At 72.7% G+C, this 18,689-nt stretch carries 17 protein-coding genes; 11 read left to right on the top strand and 6 right to left on the bottom strand.

The genetic code is table 11. The features are described from left to right. Positions 1–36 precede the first annotated feature (36 nt). Complete coding sequence (locus ACFZB9_RS29860; protein WP_391452304.1) at positions 37–678, bottom strand: ATP-binding protein; 642 nt, start codon at positions 676–678, stop codon at positions 37–39. A 270-nt stretch (positions 679–948) separates the two neighbouring features. Here ACFZB9_RS29860 and ACFZB9_RS29855 point away from each other — a divergent pair, with 270 nt between their 5' ends. From ACFZB9_RS29855 to ACFZB9_RS29815, 9 genes are all read left to right on the top strand, one after another. Beyond that, positions 949–1,752: a hypothetical protein gene (locus ACFZB9_RS29855; RefSeq protein WP_391452303.1), complete on the top strand. Its 804-nt coding sequence runs from the start codon at positions 949–951 to the stop codon at positions 1,750–1,752. Positions 1,753–1,881: 129 nt separating this feature from the next. Beyond that, entirely contained in the window at positions 1,882–2,607 is a 726-nt protein-coding gene (locus ACFZB9_RS29850) for a YcnI family protein (protein ID WP_391452301.1), read from the top strand. Positions 2,608–2,696: 89 nt separating this feature from the next. Beyond that, a complete protein-coding gene (locus ACFZB9_RS29845) occupies positions 2,697–3,368 on the top strand; it encodes an SCO family protein (RefSeq protein ID WP_391452300.1) in 672 nt (223 codons plus the stop codon). Further along, a complete protein-coding gene (locus tag ACFZB9_RS29840; protein WP_391452298.1) occupies positions 3,368–3,859 on the top strand; it encodes a copper chaperone PCu(A)C in 492 nt (163 codons plus the stop codon). The genes ACFZB9_RS29845 and ACFZB9_RS29840 overlap by 1 nt, the downstream gene beginning before the upstream one ends. Before the next feature lie 7 nt (positions 3,860–3,866). Beyond that, positions 3,867–5,819 carry a FixH family protein gene (locus ACFZB9_RS29835; protein WP_391452297.1) on the top strand — a complete coding sequence of 651 codons (1,953 nt, stop codon included), beginning with the start codon at positions 3,867–3,869 and terminating at the stop codon, positions 5,817–5,819. A gap of 9 nt (positions 5,820–5,828) precedes the next feature. Next, complete coding sequence (gene efeB / locus ACFZB9_RS29830; protein ID WP_391452295.1) at positions 5,829–7,091, top strand: iron uptake transporter deferrochelatase/peroxidase subunit; 1,263 nt, start codon at positions 5,829–5,831, stop codon at positions 7,089–7,091. A gap of 104 nt (positions 7,092–7,195) precedes the next feature. Next, a complete protein-coding gene (gene pheA, locus ACFZB9_RS29825; protein WP_391452293.1) occupies positions 7,196–8,131 on the top strand; it encodes a prephenate dehydratase in 936 nt (311 codons plus the stop codon). Between the two features lie 509 nt (positions 8,132–8,640). Next, positions 8,641–9,915: a serine--tRNA ligase gene (gene serS / locus ACFZB9_RS29820; protein WP_391452291.1), complete on the top strand. Its 1,275-nt coding sequence runs from the start codon at positions 8,641–8,643 to the stop codon at positions 9,913–9,915. Then, positions 9,912–10,721: an HAD family hydrolase gene (locus ACFZB9_RS29815; RefSeq protein WP_391452289.1), complete on the top strand. Its 810-nt coding sequence runs from the start codon at positions 9,912–9,914 to the stop codon at positions 10,719–10,721. The genes serS and ACFZB9_RS29815 overlap by 4 nt, the downstream gene beginning before the upstream one ends. Before the next feature lie 36 nt (positions 10,722–10,757). Here the strand turns inward: ACFZB9_RS29815 and ACFZB9_RS29810 are convergent, their stop codons facing one another. Continuing rightward, complete coding sequence (locus ACFZB9_RS29810) at positions 10,758–12,473, bottom strand: LCP family protein (RefSeq protein ID WP_391452287.1); 1,716 nt, start codon at positions 12,471–12,473, stop codon at positions 10,758–10,760. 321 nt (positions 12,474–12,794) lie between these two features. On the opposite strand from ACFZB9_RS29810, the gene ACFZB9_RS29805 reads away from it, so the two are divergent. Next, a complete protein-coding gene (locus ACFZB9_RS29805) occupies positions 12,795–13,535 on the top strand; it encodes a FadR/GntR family transcriptional regulator (RefSeq protein WP_391452285.1) in 741 nt (246 codons plus the stop codon). An 80-nt stretch (positions 13,536–13,615) separates the two neighbouring features. Beyond that, entirely contained in the window at positions 13,616–14,884 is a 1,269-nt protein-coding gene (locus ACFZB9_RS29800) for a CynX/NimT family MFS transporter (protein ID WP_391452283.1), read from the top strand. Positions 14,885–14,969: 85 nt separating this feature from the next. Here ACFZB9_RS29800 and ACFZB9_RS29795 read toward each other — a convergent pair whose 3' ends face one another. From ACFZB9_RS29795 to ACFZB9_RS29780, 4 genes are all read right to left on the bottom strand, one after another. Beyond that, the gene (locus ACFZB9_RS29795; protein ID WP_391452281.1) at positions 14,970–15,686 is read right to left on the bottom strand and encodes an ABC transporter permease; all 717 of its coding nucleotides are present in this window, start codon (positions 15,684–15,686) and stop codon (positions 14,970–14,972) included. Positions 15,687–15,774: 88 nt separating this feature from the next. Then, on the bottom strand, positions 15,775–16,695 hold the full coding sequence (locus ACFZB9_RS29790; RefSeq protein WP_391452279.1) for an ABC transporter ATP-binding protein: 921 nt from the start codon (positions 16,693–16,695) through the stop codon (positions 15,775–15,777). Positions 16,696–16,704: 9 nt separating this feature from the next. Further along, complete coding sequence (locus ACFZB9_RS29785; RefSeq protein WP_391452277.1) at positions 16,705–17,616, bottom strand: ABC transporter permease; 912 nt, start codon at positions 17,614–17,616, stop codon at positions 16,705–16,707. Further along, a complete protein-coding gene (locus ACFZB9_RS29780; protein ID WP_391452275.1) occupies positions 17,613–18,608 on the bottom strand; it encodes an ABC transporter ATP-binding protein in 996 nt (331 codons plus the stop codon). The genes ACFZB9_RS29785 and ACFZB9_RS29780 overlap by 4 nt, the downstream gene beginning before the upstream one ends. Positions 18,609–18,689: the final 81 nt, after the last annotated feature.

Genomic DNA, 18,689 nt, shown 5'->3' with positions numbered 1-18,689 from the left:
CAGGCGAGTGGGCCGCCGGACGGCCGGACCCTGGGCTCAGGAGGCCACCCGCAGGGCCTGGCGGTTGAGCAGCTTGTCGAAGCTGACGATCGCGCCGCGCTGGGGGTGGTTGCGCAGGTGGACGTGGTCGGTCAGGGCGCGGATCAGGAAGAGGCCGCGGCCGCTCTCGCCCAACAGGTCGGGCAGCGTGTCCAGGTCGGGCAGCCGGGGCAGGGCGGGGTGCGGGCGGCCCGGCGGCAGCACGTGGGTGTCGTAGGCGGTGGGACGGGAGCGGCGGGCCGGGCCCAGGGCGGCGGGGCCCGGCAGGGTGGCCCGGCCGCGGCGGCGGCGCGGGTGCGGCCGCGCCGCCCCATGGCCGGGCTCCGGCAGGGCGGGCAGCGTGCGACGGGCCGGGACCAGCCGGGGAGCGGTGGGCAGGCCCGGGCCGCGGTCGATCACCTCGATCCGCAGCAGGTCGCCGTCGAGCGTGGCGGTGACCTGGAAGCCGTCGTCGGCCCTGGGCAGCCCGGCGCCCGCGTGCTCCACCGCGTTGGCGCAGGCCTCGGTCAGCGCGAGGCCGAGGTCGTGGGCGATGCCCGGGTCGACCCCGGCGCTCTCCATGGTGCCGAGCAGGAAGCGCCGGGCCAGCGGCACGCTGGCCAGCTCGCGCTTGAGATGCAGAGTCCACCAGATGTCCACGACTGGTCCCTCCAGGCTGGGGCTCCACATACAACTAGGTATTTCCGAGGGATCGGGCCGTGAACCGTCGCGCTGCGGGCGGTCCGCCCATTCGGCGGATGGACGGGCGCGGCGCGTTGTGCCGAACGGCGCGCACGGACCACCGCACGCCGGGGCCATTGGGGGGTACGGCTGGTCCGCGGGCGAGCCGGCGGCCGGTCCCGCTGACGCCCTGGCACTTTCGCACCCCGCCCCGAACGGGCCGGGGCCCGATGAGATGATGGCCCGGCCATGACTGACCACCACCTCGCCCCGCAGCCGGGCGCCGCCGAGCCGGCGCGCCCCGCAGCGCTGCGCGCGGGGTGGGACCTGCGGCTGCTGCGCGCGGTGCCGTTCGCGGTGGTGTGCACGGTGGTGGCCGCCTTCGGCCACAGCCTGAGCGGCGGCGGCGACGTCGCCGTGCCTTCGCTGCTGCTCGGCTTCGCCCTGGTGGCCGCCCTCGCGGCGGCGCTCGGCGGCCGGGAGCGCTCGCTGCCGGGGATCGCCACGGCGCTGGGGGGCGGTCAGCTCGCGCTGCACCTGCTCTTCCACAGCCTCGGCCATCACGCGATGCCGGGGATGACCCTGGATCAGGTGGCCGGCCGGCTGATCTGCAACGACATGCCCGGGATGGCCCGGGTGCTGCCCCCCGGGGTGAGCCCGGCCCAACTGGTCGACAGCGCGGGCCTGGACCCGAACGGCTACCACGCGGTGGCCACCGGTCCCTGGTGGCTGTTCGGGCTGACCCCCGCGATGCTGCTCGGCCACCTGATAGCCGCCGTGCTGGTCGGCTGGTGGCTGCGCCGCGGCGAGGCCGCGCTGTGGCGGCTGATCCGGCTGGCCGGCAGCGCCGCCCGCGAACTCCAGCAGTGGAGCGCCCCGCTGGGGCGCGCGCTCGCGCTGGTCGCCGCCGTGCTGCGTGGCCTGCTCGGCATGGCGGGGGCCGCGGGGCGGGGGCCGCGCCCCGACCGGGAGGAGTACCGGCTGCCGGTGGCGGCCGTGCTGCGGCACAGCGTGGTGCGCCGTGGTCCGCCGGTGGCGGTCCTCGCGCGCTGACCCGCCGTCACCCCCGCGCCTCGGCGTCGGCTGACGGGTCCGGGTGTCGGCGCCGCGTACCCCCGCAGCTCGTCACCCCAACCTGTCCAGGGCACCCGTGTGTCCTGCTCCCGATGGAGACCGCCACCGATGCGTTCGCTCACCGCCCGCCGTTCCACCGCCGCCGCCGTTCTCGCCGCCGGTGCCGTGCTGGTCACCGCCGTTCCCGCCTTCGCGCACGTCACCGTGAACCCGAACACCGCCACGCAGGGCGGCTACACCGCTGTCGCGTTCCGGGTGCCGGACGAGAGCGACAAGGCGAGCACGGTGAAGCTGGAGGTCACCGTGCCGACCGACCACCCGGTCGCCTCGGTCTCCACCCAGCCGGTGCCCGGCTGGACCGCGACCGTCGACAAGACCCACCTGGCGACCCCGGTCACCACCGACGACGGGCAGGTCACCGACGCGGTCAGCAAGATCACCTGGACCGCCGACGCCACCGGCAAGATCGGTCCCGGCCAGTTCCAGGAGTTCAAGATCTCGCTCGGCCCGCTGCCGAAGGACGCCGACCAGATCGTCTTCAAGGCGCTGCAGACCTACGACGACGGCACCGTGGTGCGCTGGATCGACGAGGCCAAGGCCGGCCAGGCCGAGCCGCAGCACCCCGCGCCGACGCTGCGCCTGACGGCCGCCACCGGCACCGCGCCCTCGCCCGCCGCCGGCGCCTCGCAGGACGGCAAGTCGGCCACCGCCGCGGCCACGTCGGACGACTCGACCGCCCGCGCACTGGGCATCGCCGGGATCGTGGTCGGCGTGCTCGGTGCCGCCCTCGGCGTGGTCGGCCTGCGCCGCAAGAGCGGCACCCCCGCCTCCTGAGGCCGGTCGCCGGGGCCGGCCCTCCCCCGGGAGCGGCCGGCCCCGGCGGGCGACCCACCGCCACGAGCCCGAACGAAGGACCCCCCACCATGCAGCTGTTCTCCACCCGATACCGCGCCGCCGGCGCCGCCGCGCTGGCCCTGACCGCCGCCCTCGCGCTGACCGCCTGCGGCTCGGGCAGCAAGTCGACCAACGGCGCGGCCATCGTCTCCCAGCAGTCCCAGAACTCGCCCTACCAGGGCACGGTGCTGGGCAAGCACTTCGACATGCCCGACCTGGTGCTGCCCGACACCAGCGGCCAGCCCTTCGACCTGCGCCAGCGCACCGCGGGCAAGACCACGCTGCTCTTCTTCGGCTACACCAGCTGCCCGGACGTCTGCCCCACCACCATGGGCGACATCGCCGTGGCGCTGCAGAAGCTGCCCGCGGACGAGCAGGCGAAGCTCAACGTGGTCTTCGTCTCCACCGATCCGCAGGTCGACACGCCGAAGGTGCTGCGGACCTGGCTGGACTCCTTCAACAAGAACTTCATCGGGCTGACCGGCGACCTGCAGAAGGTGAAGGCGGCCGCGCTGAGCCTGGGCATCCTGGTGGAGGACCCGGTGGTCAACAAGGACGGCACGGTGACCTCCTCGCACGGCGCCCAGGTGCTGGCCTTCATGCCCTCCGACAACAAGGCGCACCTGGTCTACCTGAGCAACACCTCGCAGGACGTCTTCGCCCACGACCTGCCGCTGCTGGCCAAGGGGGTGGCGGCCTGATGGGCGCCAGGAACTTCCGCCAGACCGCGCTGACCGGGGCCGCGGTCGCCGCCGTGCTGACCGCGGGCGCGATAGTCGTCGTCTACGGCGGCGGGAGCAGCCAGGCGTCGAGCGCCAAGCTCAGCGTCGCGGACTCGTACATCCCGCTGCCCGCCGGCAGCCCCGGCAGCGACAGCATGGCGGCCGGCTACCTGACGGTGCGCAACACCGGCGGCACGGCGGACACCCTGGTGCGGGTGAGCAGCCCCGGCGCCGGCTCGGTGAGCATGCACCGGTCCACCGAGACCACCATGCAGGAGGTGGACAGCCTGCCGGTGCCGGCCGGCGGCGCGTTGCAGCTGACCCGCGGCGGCGCCCACCTGATGATCATGGGGTGGCAGAAGCCACCCGCCGTCGGCGACCAGCTGGAGCTGGACCTGACCTTCGCACACAGCGGCACCATCGCCGTCCAGGTGCCGGTGAAACCCCTCACCTACCGCCCCGGGAGCTGACGAAGAGATGCGCAAAGCCTGGGCCTGGCTCACCACCGCGGGCACCCTGCTGCTCCTGCTGCTGGGCACCGCCGCACCCGCCTCGGCGCACGCGGCGCTGCTGCAGACCGATCCCGCGCAGAACTCGGTGGTGGCGAGCGCGCCCACCGCCGTGACCCTGACCTTCAGCGAAGGGGTGACGCTCGCCGGCGACTCGGTGCGGGTGCTCGACCCGGCCGGCAAGCCGGTGGACACCGGCAACCCCACGCACGCGGGCGGCAAGGACGACACCGCCACCGTCGGGCTGCGGCCGGGCCTGGGCAACGGCACCTACACGGTGGCCTGGCGGGCCGTCTCGGCCGACACGCACCCGGTCGGCGGGGCGTTCACCTTCTCCGTCGGCGCGCCCTCGACCACCTCGGTCTCGCTCTCGCAGGCGAACGGCGCCAAGGCCGACGAGGTGGTCTCGGCGCTGTACGGGACCGGGCGGGCGGTGGCGTACGGGGCGTTCGCGCTGCTGGTCGGGGCGGCGGCCTTCGTGCTGCTGTGCTGGCCGCGCGGGGCGGCGACCCGCTCGGTGCAGCGCCTGCTGATGGGCGGCTGGGTCGCGCTGCTGGCCGCCACGGTGGCGGTGCTGCTGCTGCGCGGGCCCTATGAGCGCGGGACCGGGCTGGGCCAGGTCTTCGACCTGTCGCTGGTGCGCGGCTCGCTGGACGAGCGGCTCGGCACCGCGCTGGCCGCGCGGCTGCTGCTGCTGGCGGCGGGCGGGGTCTTCCTGTCGCTGCTGGTGGGGCGGCTGGGGCAGGAGGAGGACGCGGAAGAGAACGAGATCGCCTCCACCGGGGACGCCGAGGAGGACGAGCTGCGCCGGCTGGAGCGCCGGGCGGCCGAGCGGCCGCTGCGCGAGGCGCGGCTGGCGCTGGGCGCGGGCGGGCTGGTGCTGGCGCTGGCGCTGGCGGCCACCTGGGCCGCGGCGGACCACGCGGCGGTCGGGATCCAGGTGTGGGTGGCGCTGCCGTTCGACATGCTGCACCTGATCGCGATGGCCTGCTGGCTGGGCGGCCTGGTCACCCTGGCGGCCGCGCTGCGGCACGGCGGCGGGGCGGCGGCGGCCGAGCGGTTCTCCAAGGTCGCGCTGGTCTCGGTGGCCTGCCTGGTGCTCACCGGCGTCTACCAGGTCTGGCGGGGCGTGGGCAGCTGGGACGCGCTGGTGGACACCGAGTACGGGCAGCTGGTGCTGCTCAAGGTCGGGCTGGTGCTGGTGATGCTGGGCGCGGCCTTCTTCTCACGGCGGTGGACGGCCCGGCTGCGGACAGCCCCGGCGCAGGAAGTCGATCAGGTCGACGTCACGGTCGGCGGCCGGTCGGGCGAGGCCGAGGAGGCAGCGGCTGACGACCCGGTGCGGCGCGAGCAGCTGGCGCGCCAGCGGGCCGCGATGACCGCGGCCGGGGTCCGCAAGGCGCAGGACGGCACTCCGGTGCAGGCGCGGCTGCGGCGCTCGGTGCTGATCGAGGCGGCGGTGGCGATCGGCGTGCTGGTGGTGACCACGGTGCTGACCAACTCGCCGCCCGGGCGGGTGGCCGCCGAGGTCGCCGCGGCCAGCAGCGCCACCGCCCCGGCACCCAAGACGGCCGCGAAGAGCGTGGAGCTCAAGCTGCCCTACAACACCGGCGGCACCGAGAAGGGCGCCAAGGGCACCGCCGTGCTCACCGTCGACCCGGCGGCCACCGGCAGCAGCCAGCTGACCCTGCTGGTCACCGACGGCTCGGGGCAGCCGGTGGACGTGCCCGAGACCCAGGTGTCCTTCACCCTGCCGGACCGCGATCTGGGCCCGCTGGCGGTGGCCCTGACCAAGGCCGGCACCGGGCGCTGGACCGGCACGGCACAACTCCCGCTGGCGGGCGAGTGGGTGGCCGCGGTCGTCGTCCGGTCCTCGGACATCGACCAGGACACCGAGACCAAGCAACTGACGATCGGCTGAGGTACGGGTATGTCCACGCAGGAGACCAGTAGTCAGCCGGCCGTGCCCGTGCGGCAGCCCGCGAGCGGCGGGGGATTCTCGCGCCGGACGCTGTTCGCGGGCGCCGGGGCCGGGCTCGCCGTCGGCGCGGCCGGCGGGATGCTCGCCCAGGGGGCGACAGCGACCGGCGGGCACCGCACGCCGGCGCTCGGTGCCGCCCGGGTCGACTTCCAGGGGCCGCACCAGGCCGGGATCGTCCAACCGCAGCAGGCCCGGGTCCAGCTGGCCGCCTTCGACCTGGCGCCGAACGCCGGGCGGGCCGGGCTGCAGGCGCTGCTCAAGCTCTGGTCGCAGACCGCGGCCCGGCTGGCGGTGGGCGAGCCGGCCCCCAGCCACGAGAACCAGATCGCGCTGGACGCCGGGCCCAGCTCGCTGACCCTCACGGTGGGCTTCGGCGCCACCCTGTTCGACAAGGCGGGCCTGGCCGACCGCCGCCCGCCGCAGCTGAACCCGCTGCCGGACTTCCCGCAGGACGCCATCGACCGCTCGCGCAGCGACGGCGACCTGTGGGTGCAGATCGGCGCGGACGACGCGCTGGTGGCCTTCCACGCACTGCGGGTGCTCCAGCAGCAGGCCGCCGGCACCGCCGCCGTCCGCTGGCAGATGGCCGGCTTCGCGCGGACCCCCGGCGCCACCGCCGCGCCGATGACCGGGCGCAACCTGATGGGCCAGGTGGACGGGACCAACAACCCCAAGCCGACCGATCCCGACTTCGCCGCCAAGGTCTTCGCCACCGGGCCCGACTGGATGGCCGGTGGCAGCTACCTGGTGCTGCGGCGGATCCGGATGCTGCTGGACGACTGGGAGAACCTGCCGACGGACCGTCAGGAGCGGTTCATCGGACGGCGCAAGTCGGACGGCGCGCCGCTGTCCGGCGGCACCGAGACCACCGCCGTCGACCTGACCGAGCAGAACCCGGACGGCACCCTGGCGATCCCCGCCGACGCGCACATCCGGGTGGCGGCGCCGGCCGCCAACGGCGGGGCCGCGATGCTGCGGCGCGGCTTCTCCTACGCGGACGGGGTGCTGCCGGACGGCTCGCCGGACGCGGGCCTGCTCTTCCTGGCGTTCCAGGCGGACCCGGCGCGCGGCTTCATCCCCGTGCAGCAGAAGCTGGCCCGCGGCGACGGCCTGACCCGCTTCCTGCGGCACGAGGCCAGCGGGCTGTACGCGGTACCGCGCGGCGTCCAGGGCGGCGAAGGATACCTGGGGCAGGCGTTGCTGGAAGGGTAGTCGCGGGCGGCTGGGACCACGTCGTGGACCGCGGCACGGCGGGTGGTCCGGAGTGGCTAAGGTGGCACGTCTGGTATCGGTTGCGAAGCTCACGGAGGCGCGGCATGTCGGCTACCCGCTACACCTACCTCGGGCCCGCCGGCACCTTTACCGAGGCCGCCCTGCACACGCTGCCGGAGGCCGCGACCCGGGAACTGGTGCCGCTGCCCTCGGTGCAGGCCGCACTGGACGCGGTGCGGGCCGGCGAGGCCGCCGGGGCCTTCGTGGCGATCGAGAACTCGGTGGAGGGCGCGGTCACCGCGACTGCCGACGAACTGGCCCACGGCGCACCGCTGATGATCTACCGCGAGGTGCTGCTGCCGATCAGCTTCGCGCTGCTGGTGCGCCCCGGCACCACGCTGGCCGACATCAAGACCGTCACCAGCCACCCCGTCGCCCAGCCGCAGGTGCGCCGCTGGCTGGGCGACCACCTGCCGCAGGCCCGCTGGGAGGCGGCCGCCTCCAACGCCGACGGTGCCCGGCTGGTGCAGGAGGGGCAGGCGGACGGCGCCTTCGCGGGCGAGTTCGCCGCCGCGCTCTACGGGCTGGAGCCGCTGGTCACCGACATCCACGACGCGCAGAACGCGATCACCCGCTTCGTCCTGGTGGGCCGGCCCGGGCGGGTCTCCTCGCCGACCGGGGCGGACAAGACGTCCATGGTGGTCTGGCTCGGCGACAACCACCCGGGTGCGCTGCTGGAACTCCTGCAGGAATTCGCGGTCCGCGGGGTCAACCTGATGCGGATCGAATCGCGGCCGACCGGGCACGGGCTCGGGAACTACTGCTTCTCGATCGACTGCGAGGGGCACCTGACCGAGCGCCGGGTCTCCGAGGCGCTGATGGGCCTGCGGCGGATCTGCCCGCAGATCCGGTTCCTCGGCTCCTACCCGCGGGCCGATCAGCGCACGGCCACGCCGCGCCAGCCGGGCACCTCGGACGAGGATTTCGACCGGGCCGCCGATTGGCTGTCGCGCTGCCTGGACGGGCGCGGCGAGAGCTGATCCGGCCACTGGCCACAGCCGTTGGTTCGCTTGCCGGAAAGGTGCGGGACGGCTGCCCGAAACCGGGCGTACACCCGGGCGGAAGGCCGTTCCCGCACGTCATCCACAGGCCGGTGGCCGGCCCGCCGGTCATCCACAGGCCCGTCCCCGGGACAGTTATCCACCGGTTATCCACAGGCCTGGGGATGAGTCGACAAACCGGCTTAGCCACTCCCAGGTCCGATCTGATCATCGGTAAGCGGGCTAAATAGGACTCATCGCACCAGAGTCACCCTTCTCCTCAGAATTCACCACTCCGAGTGAGTGAATTACCTCGGCCGTGAGGGCAGATCGAGGTTTGAAACATGGAAAACGTGATTCGACAGCCGTCGGTTACGCCTCACTCCGCCATCCACAGGACAGGGCCCGTCCCTGTGGACAAATCACGGGCGAGGGCCGTCCAGGGCGAGTTATCCACATGAATCGGCGAGTTATCCACAGGCGACCCCGATCCCGGTAGGCTTGCCCCTGTGATTGACCTTCGCCTGCTTCGTGAGGACCCTGACCGAGTGCGCGCCTCGCAGCGCGCCCGTGGCGAGGACGTCGACCTGGTCGACGCCCTGCTCGCGGCCGACGAGCGGCGCCGATCCTCGGGCAGTCGCTTCGACGAGCTGCGCAATGAGCAGAAGGGTCTGGGCAAGCAGGTCGCCAAGGCCCAGGGCGAGGAGCGCGCCGCCCTGCTCCAGCGCACCAAGACGCTGGCCGAGGAGGTCAAGGCCGCCGACGCCGAGCAGTCCGAGGCCAAGGAGGAGGCCGAGCGGCTGCTGCGCTCGCTGGCCAACCTGATCGACCCGGCCGCCCCGGTCGGCGGCGAGGAGGACTTCGTCACCCTTGAGGAGATCGGCACCCCGCGCGACTTCGCGGCCGAGGGCTTCGAGCCGAAGGACCACGTCGAGCTCGGGCAGATCCTGGGTGCGATCGACACCGAGCGCGGCGCCAAGGTGGCCGGCGCGCGGTCCTACTACCTGACCGGTCCCGGCGCCCTGCTGGAGCTGGCCCTGGTCAACATGGCGATGGCGCAGGCCGGTGCGGCCGGCTTCATCCCGATGATCACCCCGACCCTGGTGCGCCCGGCCGCGATGGACGGCACCGGCTTCCTCGGCCAGGCCGCCGAGAACGTCTACCACCTGGCGCAGGACGACCGGTACCTGGTCGGCACCAGCGAGGTCGCGCTCGCGGCGTACCACATGGACGAGATCCTGGACGCCGACCAGCTGCCGCTGCGCTACGCCGGCTTCTCCTCCTGCTTCCGCCGCGAGGCCGGGACGTACGGCAAGGACACCCGCGGCATCATCCGGGTGCACCAGTTCGAAAAGGTGGAGATGTACGTCTACACCACCCCGGAGGAGGCGGAGGCCGAGCACCGGCGCCTGCTCCAGTGGGAGAAGGACTTCCTCAACGCCCTGGAGCTGCCCTACCGGGTGATCGACGTCGCCTCCGGCGACCTCGGCGCCTCGGCCGCCCGCAAGTTCGACATCGAGGCCTGGATCCCGACCCAGGGCAAGTACCGCGAGGTCACCTCCACCTCGAACACCACCGAGTACCAGTCCCGTCGCCTGTCGATCCGGCTGCGCGAGGAGGGCAAGGTCCGTCCGCTGGCCACCCTCAACGGCACCCTGGTCGCCGTGCCCCGGGTGATCGTGGCGCTGCTGGAGAACCACCAGCAGGCCGACGGCTCCGTGGTGCTGCCCGAGGCGCTGCGTCCGTACCTGGGCGGCCGGACCACGCTGGACCCGGTCAAGTGACCAGCGGGTTGCCGTACGGGCTGGTCGCCACCGATCTGGACGGCACCCTGCTCACCCCCGAGGAGACGGTCTCCCCCCGGACCCAGGCCGCCCTGGCCACCGCCACGGCGGCCGGGGCCACCCACATCATCGTCACCGGCCGCTCGGCCTCCTGGGCCCGGCCGGTCTTCGAGGAGATCGGGTACACCGGGACGGCGGTCTGCTCACAGGGCGCCCAGGTCTACGACGCGGGCGCGCACAAGCTGCTCACCTCGATGACGCTGGACCGCAAGGTGGCCCAGCTGGCGCTGGCCAAGCTGGAGGCCGAGCTGGGCCCGCTGGCGGTGGCCGCCGGCCAGGACGGCCTGGCCGGCCTGATTCTGGCGCTGCACTCCTACCGGCTGGAGATGGGCGGCGATCTGCCGCTGCAGCGGGTCGGCACCAGCGCGGAGCTGTTCGAGGAGCCGATCAGCAAGCTCTACATCCAGCATCCCGAATTGACGGACAATCAACTCGCCGACGCCGCCCGGCGGATGGTCGGCGACCTGACCGGCGTGACGATGGCAGGACCGGGGCTCGTGGAGCTGCTGCCGCTGGGCCTGTCCAAGGCCACCGGGCTGGCAATCGCGGCCCGGCGCCTGGGCCTGCGGGCGAAGGACACCATCGCCTTCGGCGACATGCCCAACGACATACCGATGTTCCAGTGGGCCGCGCACTCGGTGGCGATGGCCGGCGCCCATCAGGAGCTGCTGGCGGTGGCCGACGAGGTCACCGCGAGCAACGCGGCGGACGGCGTCGCACTGGTCCTGGAACGCCTCTACGGCTGACCGGACGTCACCTTGGCCGGTCAGCCGTCACCCCGGTCAGTTGTACGTGAGGTTGGAGCACGGGTCGTCGTCGGCCGACCGGGCGTTGTCGCTGATGCTGGACGGCAGCGGGGCCGGGACCGCGCTGCCGGGGGCAGCGGAAGCACCGGCGGCGCCACCGTTCGCCGCCGCGTAGTCCTTGCCCAGGATCAGGTTCAGCGCGGCGGTGCCGCTCTTCTGCAGGGTCGCGCCCGGGAAGAGCTGCGCCAGCGTCTGGGCGGCCTTGGCCTGGCTCGGGCCGTACTCGATCACCGTGGTGTCGTGGTCCTGGGTGGCCGCGTTGGCGGCGCCGGCCACGGTGAACCTGGCGTCCTTGAGCTTGGCCGCGGCCGAGGTGGTCAGGCCCTTGGTGGTGGTGCCGTTGTAGACCATGACCCTGGCACCGGCGCCGTTCACGTCCCCGGGCGCGGCGGCGCTCGGCGGCTGGCTGCCGGCGGCGGGCGGGGTCGAGGGGCTGGGACCGCCGGAGGCCGGGGCGTCGGGGTGCTGACCGCTGGCGTCCTGGCCGTCCAGGGTGCGGTCGGCCTTCAGAGCGGCCCAGAGGTGGTCGGCGTCCGGCTGCACCCAGGCCACCCGGGGGCCCTCGAAGCGCCACGGCACGGTGATGAACTTGATGTCCTTCAAGTCGATGTTCTTCATCGACAGCCCGAAACTGAGCAACTTCTCGGCCGAACCGAGGCCGGGGTCGACGGTCAGCGACTTGGTGGCGGCGTCGGCCAGCGGCAGCAGGGTGGTGGGGTTCATCCCCTCGCCCTTGACCTTCTTGATCAGCGCGGAGAGGAAGGCCTGCTGACGCTGCATCCGGCCGATGTCCGAGCCGTCGCCGATGCCGTGCCGCACCCGGACGTAGTCCAGCGCCTGCTGCCCGGCCACGCTCTGCACGCCCTTGGTGAAGATCTGCTTGCCCTTGTGGCCCAGGTTGGGGTTGAGGTCGCCCTCGTAGACCGCGTTCGGCACGCAGACCTGGACGCCGCCGACCGCACTGGTCATCGAGGCGAAACCGTTGAAGTCGACCACCAGGGTGTGGTCCACCCGCATCCCGGTCAGCTTCTCGACGGTGTTCTGCGTGCAGGCCGGGTTGCCGGTGTCCGTGTTCCCCATCGAGAAGGCGGCGTTGAACATGGTCTCCGGCTGCGGCTTGGTCCACTTGCCGTTGACCAGGCAGGAGGGGATCTCGACCAGCGAGTCGCGCGGTATCGAGATGCCGACGGCGTGCTTGTGGTCGGCGTAGACGTGCAGCAGGATCGTGGTGTCCGAGCGGGCGCCGTCGTCGCCGCCACCGCCGAGGCTGTTGTTGCCGGCGCCGCGCGAGTCGGACCCGATCAGCAGGACGTTGACCGGCTTGTTGCCGTTGGCGTCGGCGGTGGCCTCCGGCGGTCGGTCGGTCGCGATGCCGGCCTTGTCGAAGCTCTTGATGTTGCCGTTCAGCTTCATGTACACCGCGCCGGTGCCGGCCGCGAGCAGGACGACCGCGGAGGCGGCGGTCCAGGCGATGATCTTCTTCTTGCTCGTCGGCCTGCCCGGCTTGCGGCGGCCTCGACCCGCGGCCCGGTTCTGCGCCCGGCCCTGCGCTGCGCCCTGAGACCGGCCCTGGGCCCGACCCTGGGCGCGGCGCGCCTCGGCCCGGCCGCCGGGGCGCGGCTGGTCGGAGGCGTCGGTGGGATGCGGTTTCGGCGCGTCGTGGCTCGACGCACCCGCCCTCTGGCCTGACATTCGTACACCCTCCACCGGCCACTGACAGAGCCCTACCTGCGGTCTAGACCTCTGTAGAGGCAACGCCAGCGCCCTCGGGGACGTGCCGCGATGCCCTGTGGCTCCGCTCTCATCCCATACCGACACATTGAGCTATTCAGCGGAGCATATAAAGCCATCATCACGAAGTCACGGGGGAGTCTTGACCTGGGCTTTGGCTTGCAGGATTGCGCAAGCATGCACCGGAGTCGCGACACGCCCGACGCGGGGTCAGTTGTAGGATGACCGGGCAAGAGGTTGTAGGATGACCGGGCAAGCACGGCGCGTGATCGGAGGTGGCAGGTGAGCAGCGAGAACGGCAACGGCGACAGCCTGCGGGCCGCCGGTCGGCGCTCCCTGGTGGACGTCGCGATCGAGCAGCTCCGGGAGCAGCTCGCGGCCGGCGTCTGGGCCGTGGGCGAGCGGATCCCCACCGAGCACGAGCTGGCCGAGCGGCTCCAGGTCGGCCGCAACACCGTGCGCGAGGCGATCCGGGTGCTGGTGCACGCGGGGATGCTGGCCACCCGCCAGGGTGAGGGCACCTTCGTGCGCAGCACCAGCGACCCCGCCGCCGTGCTGCGCGGCGTGCAGCGCTCCGGCGTGCGCGACGTGCTGGAGGTCCGGGCGGCGCTGGAGGCCGAGGCGGCCCGGCTGGCCGCCGTGCGGCACACCCCCGAGGACCTCGACCGGATGCGGGCCGCGCTCGCCCGGGAGGCCGAGGTGATCGCCGCGCACACCGAGCGGGTCGGCCGCGAGGCCACCGTCGAGCACGACCTGGAGTTCCACACCGCGGTCGTCGAGGCCGCCCACAATCCCGCGCTGACCGAGGTCTACCGCTACTTCGGCGCCTCGGTCCGCGAGGCGATGCGCACCGCGTTCGGCGACCACGAGATGCCCGAGGTGGTCGTGGCCACCCACGCGGCGCTGGTCGACGCCATCGCCGGCGGCGACCCCGACCGGGCCGAGGCCGCCTGTCGCGCGCTGCTCCTGGAGCCCATCGCGGCGGTCGAGCAGCTGCTCGCGGAGTTCGCGGCACGCAAGTAGTAGGAAGCCCCCCGGTGCGCCACCACAGCGCGCCCCCGGCTTCCCCCTGCCACTCCCTTTTCCCTAGAAATGGCACCACCATGTCCGTCACCCGGGTTCAGCAGTCGCTGCCCACTTCGGCCGTCCGTGTCCGTACCAAGCTCGCCCACCCGGCGCTGCTGCTGACCGGGATCGTGCTGGTCGCGCTGAACATGCGGGCCTGTCTGGCCGCGATCTCGCCGATGGTGGGCGAGGTCCAGCGCACCTTCGGCCTGTCGGCCACCGTGAGCGGACTGATCACCACCGTGCCGGTGCTCTTCCAGGGCGTGGGCGCACCGCTCACCCCGCGGCTGACCCGGCGGTTCGGCACCGAGCGGGTGGTGCTCGGGGCGGTGCTGCTGCTGGGCGCGGGCGTGCTGCTGCGGGTGCTGCCCTCGGTGGTCGCGCTGTTCGCGGGCTGCGTGGTGATCGGGGTGGCGATCGCGGTGCTCAACGTCTCGATGCCCGGCCTGGTCAAGCGCGAGTTCCCGGACCGGGCGGCGACCATGACCGGGGTGTACTCGACCACCATGCTGGTCGGCGCCACGCTGGCGGCCGGCAGCTCGGTACCGCTGGAGCACGCGCTGGGCGGCGGGTGGCGGGCCTCGCTCGGCTCCTGGTCGCTGCTGGCGCTGATCGCCGCGGTGGCCTGGCTGCCGCAGGTGCTGCGGGCCCGTCAGGAGCGGGCCGCGCAGGTCGCGCCGCTCGCCACCGCTCAGGCGCGGCCGGTGGCGGAGAAGCCGATCGCAGCCAAGGCGATCGAGCACTGTTGGCGACTGCCGCTGGCCTGGCAGATCAGCCTGTTCATGGGCATCTCCTCGCTGATGGTCTACACACTGGTCGCCTGGATGCCCACGATCCTGGCCGACCACGGGATGAGCCGGGACCAGGCCGGCCTGGTCTTCGCGTTCAGCAACCTGGTGCAGGTGGCCGGCGCCTTCGTGGTGCCGCTGCTGGCGGGCCGGCTGCGCAGCCAGCGCTGGCTCGCGGTGGCGATGGCCGGGCTGAACGCACTGGGCGTGGCCGGACTGCTGATCGCCCCGGTGTCCGGGGCCTGGGTCTCGGCCGCGGTGCTGGGCCTGGCGCAGGGCGGCTCGCTGGGCCTGGCGCTGGCGTTCATCGTGCTGCGCACCGGCAGTGCCGCCGGGGCCGCACAGCTGGGCGGGATGTCGCAGGCGGTCGGCTATCTGATCGCCGCCATCGGCCCGGTGGGCGGCGGCGCGCTGCACCAGCTGACCGGCAGCTGGACGGCGGTGCTGGTGGTGCTGCTGGTGCTCGCCGGGGCGGCGGCCGTCGCGGGGTGGGGCGCGGGACGGGACCGGACGCTGTAGCCCGTCGGGCATGCGGAAGGGGTGGGGCTGCGCGGGTCGCGGCCCCACCCCTTCTGCGTGGGCGGTTCGTCGGCTCGTCGGGTGATCAGTCGCCCGAGTTGAAGGTCAGGCCGGCCAGCCGGACCGCGGCGAAGGCGGTGGCCCCCACGATGACGACCAGCAGCAGCGGGATGGCCGCGCCGAGGCCGACCTGGGCGCTGATCGCGTCCGGGGCGGCGACGCTCTTGGCGATGGCCAGCCCCCACTGCTGGATGCTCAGCGTCTTGGCGCCGTCGACGAAGTTGCCGATCAGGCTCTCCCAGATCAGCGCGTAGGCCAGGCCCACCACCACCGCGTTGCGGGTGACCACGCCGAGCAGCAGGAAGAGCGCGCTGTACGCGGCGCCCGCCACCAGGGTGCCCACCGCGTAGCCGACCGCCAGCCCGTCGTTCGTCCCGTTGATGACCAGCCCAGCGACGAGGACCGGGATCGCGGTGAAGAGCCAGGTGGTGACGACGGCGACGGCGAGCTTGGTGGTGATGATCCGCCACCGCGGCAGCGGCTTGGAGAGCAGGTAGACGATCGAGCCGTCGTCGATCTCGGTGGAGATCACGCCGGTGCCCACCACCAGCCCGAGCAGCGGGACGAGCGTCCCCAGGCCCAGCTTGCCCACGATGTTGACGGCGATGTCGTGCTTGTCGGCACTGGAGTTGCTCGCCACCACGGACAGCAGCAACAGCAGCACCGGGACGACCAGCAGCAGGATGCCCCGCCGCCTGCCGAGCAGACCGCGTACGGTCAGCCGCGCCACGGTCAGGTTCACGGTGTCAGCCTTTCTACGGCGGAGCTGGGCAGGGCCCGGTGGGGCAAGGAACGGTGGGGCAGGGAACGGTGGGGCAAGGAACGGTTGGTCATCGGGAACCGACCAGGTAGGAGAAGACGCTCTCCAGGGACTCGTCCGCCGGGGAGACGGTGAAGAGCCGGATGCCGGCCTCCTTGGCCACCCTGGGCAGCAGGGTGGTGAAGCCCTGGAAGTTGATCGCCTGGATCCGCAGCGCCCGCTCCTGCCAGTCCAGTTCGATCCCGGCCGTGGACCCGTCGGCGATCAGTGCCGCCGCCAGGCGCCGGTCGTCGCTGGAGCGCACCAGATAGCGGTGCGGACGGTCCGTCATCAGCCGGCGGATCTTGCGGAAGTCGCCCGAGGCGGCGTGCCGTCCGGCCACCACCACCTCGATGTGCCGGGCCAGTTGCTCGACCTCCTCCAGGATGTGCGAGGAGAAGAGCACCGTGCGCCCCTCGGCGCCGAACCGGCTCAGCAGCTCCATCAGCTGGAGCCGCTGGCGCGGGTCCATGCCGTTGAACGGCTCGTCGAGCAGCAGCACCGAGGGGTCGTGGACCAGTGCGGAGGCCATCTTGACCCGCTGCTTCATGCCCTTGGAGTACGTCCCGGTACGGCGCTCCTGCGCGTGCTCCATCTCCACCAGGGCGAGCGCCCTGGTCGCGGCCGCGCCGGGGTCGGACAGGCCGTGCAGTTCGGCGTTGGCGAGCACGAACTCCCAGCCGGTCAGGTAGTCGTACATCGACTCCCGTTCCGGCACCAGGCCGATCGCCCGGTAGACCTCCTGGTTGCGCCAGATCGGCGCGCCGTCCAGCGTGACGGTGCCGGCCGAGGGAGCGAGGAAGCCGCTCATCATGTGGATCAGCGTGGACTTGCCGGCCCCGTTGGGCCCGAGCAGGCCGGTCACCCCGGGGCCGATCGACATCGAGATGTCGTTGACGGCGACCACGTTGCCGAACCAGCGGGAGACCTTGTCGATGGTGATGACAGCCATGACGACCCCTCAGATCTTCCGGTAGCGGCGCAGCAGCAGCGCATAGGCGCTGACCACGAGGACGACGATCTCCAGGCCGAAGACCACCGCACCGACCGCACCGGGGGTGGTGGTCGGGACGTCCGTCGGCAGGCTGAAGATCCGGTTGACGAAACGCTCCACCAGCGAGCTGGGCCCGAGCACGTAGGGCCAGGCGTTGGAGGCGTCCTCCGGGCCGCCGTGCAGATGGGCGAGGACGGACGCCACCGCCTCGGAGACGAGCAGCACGCCCATGATCGCCGCCACACCGAAGCCGCGCCGGGGCGTGGCCGCCGCGATCACCAGGCCGATCGCGGAGAAGACCAGCGAGTAGAGCAGCGCCGCCAGCAGTCCGATGCCGAAGTGCTCGGTGTTGTGCGCGAAGTCCATCCCGCCGAGCAGCGCGCCCACGTAGAGCACCAGCAGCGGCAGCACGGTGACGACCAGCGTCGCGGCCACCATCGCCGCGCACTTGGCCCGCACGTAGTCGCCGCGGGTGATCGGGCGGGAGAAGTACAGCGGAACGGTCACGTAGCGCAGGTCGCGCGAGAGCAGCACCGGCGCCTGGGACGCCACGAAGATCTCGAAGAAGAGCAGGCCGACCCCGCTGAGGTAGTGCGGGTAGTCGGTGGTCAGCTGGTCACTCTTGCGGATCAACGCCAGGACCACCACCATGGCGGCCGGCAGTGTGGCGCCCGCCAGCATCAGCATCGGCAGCACCTTGGACTTGGCCGACCGGCCCAGACCGAAGGCACCGCGCAGCCCCTGCACGAAGAGCGAGCGGGTGGCGTAGCTGCGGCCGAGCCTGGGGCCCTGGTAGCCGCGGTAGCCGATGTTGTGGATGACGCCGTCGGTGGCGCCGGCCCGGGCCGGCGGGAGTGGGACGTCGGACTGCGTGGTCATCGGTGCTCCCCGGCCGGCTCGGTGAGGGTGTCGGGGCCGCGTCCGGAGGCCGGCTCCGACTCGGGCTGTTCCCCGGTGAAGATCTCGGAGACACGGTGGCGGCGCTGCTCCAGGCGGACCAGACCGAGGCCGAGGTCGGCGACCGTGTCACGGATCAGGTCGTAGGTGTCGTCGCCCGCTATCTCGACCAGCAGGATGTGCGCGGAGTCGGCGGTGACGGTCAGCCCGGCGGCGGTCAGCCGCTGCCGGACGTCCGCGTCGGCGGTGCCCTCGGCGTTGTCCGTCACCTCCACCGCGAGCAGCTGGGTCGCCTCGGTGAAGGAGGCCGTGGAGGAGGAGCGCAGCAGCTTGCCGCCGTCGATCACCACCAGGTGGTCGCAGGTGCGCTCCAGCTCACCGAGCAGGTGGGTGGTGACCAGCACCGAGATGCCGAAGTCGCTGTGCACCCGGCGGATCAGCCCGAGCATCTCGTCCCGGCCGGCCGGGTCGAGGCCGTTGGTCGGCTCGTCCAGCAGCACCAGGCGCGGGTCGTGGACCAGGGCCTGGGCCAGCTTCACGCGCTGCTTCATGCCGGTGGAGTAGCCGCCGATCGGCCGGTAGCGCTCCTCGTACAGGCCGACGTGGCGCAGCACGTCGGCCGTCCGCTCGCGGGCGGCGGTGGCCGGCAGCCCGGACATCCGGGCCATGTGGACGACGAACTCGGTGGCGGACACGTCCGGTGGCAGGCAGTCGTGCTCCGGCATGTAGCCGACCCGCTCGCGGATCTCCGATCCCTGGGTGGCGACGTTGAGGCCGAGCACTTCGCCGCTGCCCGAGGTGGCCGGGGCGAGCCCGAGCAGGATCTTGATGAGTGTGGACTTGCCCGCCCCGTTGGACCCCACAAGCCCCACAACGCCCGGCTGCACCTCTACGGTGAGCTGATCGAGCGCGGTGACGGCGGGGAACCGCTTGGTGAGGGCGTCCGTTCTGATGACTGGGGTCGAGGTGGACACAGTCCGAACTTAGCCTGCGGGGTGCGCCCTGGGAGCTGGCTGGAGGTCAGAGGTCCCTCGTGCTGCGGGATGACCGGGGTG

Source organism: Kitasatospora sp. NPDC008050 (assembly GCF_042957465.1).
Taxonomy (GTDB): domain Bacteria; phylum Actinomycetota; class Actinomycetes; order Streptomycetales; family Streptomycetaceae; genus Kitasatospora.
The sequence above is the reverse complement of the archived record's forward strand: the minus strand, read 5'-3'. Positions and strand labels throughout refer to the sequence as shown.

Excerpts from the sequence above, each read along its gene's own strand:
- ACFZB9_RS29855 (WP_391452303.1), top strand. The coding sequence starts at position 949 with ATGACTGACCACCACCTCGCCCCGCAGCCGGGCGCCGCCGAGCCGGCG.
- ACFZB9_RS29850 (WP_391452301.1), top strand. The coding sequence starts at position 1,882 with ATGCGTTCGCTCACCGCCCGCCGTTCCACCGCCGCCGCCGTTCTCGCC.
- ACFZB9_RS29845 (WP_391452300.1), top strand. The coding sequence starts at position 2,697 with ATGCAGCTGTTCTCCACCCGATACCGCGCCGCCGGCGCCGCCGCGCTG.
- ACFZB9_RS29840 (WP_391452298.1), top strand. The coding sequence starts at position 3,368 with ATGGGCGCCAGGAACTTCCGCCAGACCGCGCTGACCGGGGCCGCGGTC.
- ACFZB9_RS29835 (WP_391452297.1), top strand. The coding sequence starts at position 3,867 with ATGCGCAAAGCCTGGGCCTGGCTCACCACCGCGGGCACCCTGCTGCTC.
- efeB (WP_391452295.1), top strand. The coding sequence starts at position 5,829 with ATGTCCACGCAGGAGACCAGTAGTCAGCCGGCCGTGCCCGTGCGGCAG.
- pheA (WP_391452293.1), top strand. The coding sequence starts at position 7,196 with ATGTCGGCTACCCGCTACACCTACCTCGGGCCCGCCGGCACCTTTACC.
- ACFZB9_RS29810 (WP_391452287.1), bottom strand. The coding sequence starts at position 12,473 with ATGTCAGGCCAGAGGGCGGGTGCGTCGAGCCACGACGCGCCGAAACCG.
- ACFZB9_RS29800 (WP_391452283.1), top strand. The coding sequence starts at position 13,616 with ATGTCCGTCACCCGGGTTCAGCAGTCGCTGCCCACTTCGGCCGTCCGT.
- ACFZB9_RS29790 (WP_391452279.1), bottom strand. The coding sequence starts at position 16,695 with ATGGCTGTCATCACCATCGACAAGGTCTCCCGCTGGTTCGGCAACGTG.
- ACFZB9_RS29785 (WP_391452277.1), bottom strand. The coding sequence starts at position 17,616 with ATGACCACGCAGTCCGACGTCCCACTCCCGCCGGCCCGGGCCGGCGCC.